Origin of the sequence: Methylobacterium sp. WL18 (assembly GCF_008040015.1) — a bacterium.
Lineage (GTDB): Bacteria > Pseudomonadota > Alphaproteobacteria > Rhizobiales > Beijerinckiaceae > Methylobacterium > Methylobacterium mesophilicum.
In genome coordinates this window covers 1-1963 of the sequence record NZ_VRVD01000775.1, presented here as the reverse complement: position 1 = coordinate 1963, position 1963 = coordinate 1, and the positions used below count along the sequence as shown (strand labels likewise).

4 protein-coding genes are annotated in these 1963 nt (G+C 70.9%); 2 read left to right on the top strand and 2 right to left on the bottom strand.

What is annotated here, in order from left to right; all coding sequences use genetic code 11:
* Nucleotides 1-203 precede the first annotated feature (203 nt).
* Nucleotides 204-542 carry a type II toxin-antitoxin system RelE/ParE family toxin gene (locus FV228_RS28155; protein WP_147857503.1) on the top strand — a complete coding sequence of 113 codons (339 nt, stop codon included), beginning with the start codon at nucleotides 204-206 and terminating at the stop codon, nucleotides 540-542.
* Nucleotides 542-823: an XRE family transcriptional regulator gene (locus FV228_RS28150; RefSeq protein WP_147857502.1), complete on the top strand. Its 282-nt coding sequence runs from the start codon at nucleotides 542-544 to the stop codon at nucleotides 821-823. Before FV228_RS28155 ends, FV228_RS28150 begins: the two co-directional genes overlap by 1 nt.
* Nucleotides 824-944: 121 nt before the next feature.
* On the opposite strand, the gene FV228_RS28145 is transcribed toward FV228_RS28150, so the two are convergent.
* Nucleotides 945-1493 (bottom strand): NlpC/P60 family protein, encoded by a 549-nt coding sequence (locus FV228_RS28145; protein WP_147857501.1) that lies wholly within the window; start codon nucleotides 1491-1493, stop codon nucleotides 945-947.
* On the bottom strand, nucleotides 1490-1963 hold a 474-nt coding region (locus FV228_RS28140; protein WP_147857500.1), incomplete at its 5' end, for a phage BR0599 family protein. The genes FV228_RS28145 and FV228_RS28140, both read right to left, overlap by 4 nt.

Sequence of the window (1963 nt, the reverse complement as noted above, 5' to 3'; positions counted from 1 at the left end):
TATCCACGGCGGCCGCCCCGAGCACGCGCCCGACCACGGATCCGATCGGGCCGCCGAGCGCGGTCCCCACCGCGGCGCCCGCCGTGGATAGGATCAGGGTGGCCATGGCGGGCTCCGGGGCGGGGGTGGTTCGCAGCGATTGCGGAAATATACAAGTTCTTGTATAAATCGTGGTCTGAGGCGTCGATGAGCTGGATGGCGTCGTGGTCGAGCGGCCCAAAGGCGTGGTGTTTCGCGGGGGTGCGCTCGACGACCTGCGCGCCTTTCCCAGGGATGCGCGCCGCGCCGCCGGACATCAGATCGATCGCGTTCAGTCCGGCCTTGATCCGGACGACTGGAAACCGATGTCGACGATCGGTTCGGGCGTCCGCGAGATCCGCATCCGGGAGCCGGATGGCGCCTTCCGGGTGATCTACGTGGCCAAGTTTTCCGGCACCGTGGTCGTCCTGCATTGCTTCCGCAAGACGACCCGGAAAACGACACTTGCCGACATCGCCACGGCCAAACGCCGCTACGCCGAGTACGTCCAGGAGTTACTGTGATGACGGAGACACGCTTCGACAGCGTCTGGGACGCGATCGAGGATACGCCGGCGGAGGCCGCGCATATGCGCCTCCGCTCGCAGTTGATGATGGCTCTGCGCAATCACATCGAACAATCCGGCCTGAACCAGTCGCAGGCTGCGAAGATCCTGGGTGTCACCCAGCCGCGCGTCTCGGATTTGATGCGTGGCAAGATCGACCTGTTCGCGATCGACACGCTGGTCGCGATGCTCGATGCGGCCGGGCTGCACGTCGAGCTGCGCGTCGCCACGGCGGCCTGACTTGCCTGATGCGGTGCGCGTTCGCAGTGATCGCCACCGCCTCAACCGTCATTGCGAGCGTAGCGGAGCAACTCAGTGCCGCGCGCGATCTCGAAGGGTGGCGTGTCCCTGGGTCGCTTCGCTACGCTCGCGATGACGGCGCGGGAAGCCTCGACATGGACGCGCTCGGCGTCAAGCTGACCGTGGCGACCGGCACCTCGTAAGGGGCCTGCGGAAACCGGAACACCCCGGTCAGGTGCCGGCGCCACCACGCCGTGAGCGCGACCTCGGCGACCGTGGCGTGGTCGTGGGCGTGGATCATGGCGTCGTCGCCGGTGGCGATGGCGCAGTGGCGGGCCGGGAGGTGGCGGCGGAAGGCGAAGAGCAGCACGTCGCCCGGCCGAGGTGGATCGCCGACGGAGGGCACCGGCACGAGGTGGCGCGCCGCCGCCTCGGTGAGGGGATCGGTCCCCGCGGCGGCGGATTCGGCCCAGGTGGCGGCATAGGGCGGCACCGGTTCCGGCTCGGCGCCGTAGAGCCCGCGCCAGACCCCGCGCAGCAGGCCCAGGCAGTCGCAGCCGACCCCGCGCAGGGAGGCCTGGTGCCGGTAGGGCGTGCCGAGCCACAGCCGCGCCTCGCCGAGGGCGGCCGCGCCCATGTCCGGGCCGATATCCCTTGGCATCGCGCTCATCGGAACAGGCTCCCGCCGTCGAGGACGGGCTCCGAGCCCGGCACCGCCCGCATCACCGCGTCGTTGCCGGGCATGTGCGGGAAGCCCTGGAAGTTGACCGCGTTGGCGAAGCGGTCCCGGCAGGTCGCCAGCCGCTTGTCGCAGCCGGCGGTGAGGCTGAACGCATCGCCCGCCGCCACCGGCCGGGGCGGCGCGGTCCACAATTCGAGGAGCGCGTCGAGCTGGAGCCGCACATCGGCCTTGAGGCCGGCATTGGCGCCGGCCGTCCAGGTGAGCGTTCCGCCGGTGAACAGCCCGTCCGCGAAGCTGCCGGCCAGGGCCACCGCGAGGGTCGCGGGTTCGGGCAGGCCGGTGACCCGTCCGGTTGTGCGCCAGGCCGCGAGATCGACCCGGCAGCGGCCATCGCCGAGATCGGCGCCGCAGGTCGCCCGGAAGGTCCGGCCGCGCTCGGCCCCGAGCCGGTGGGCGAG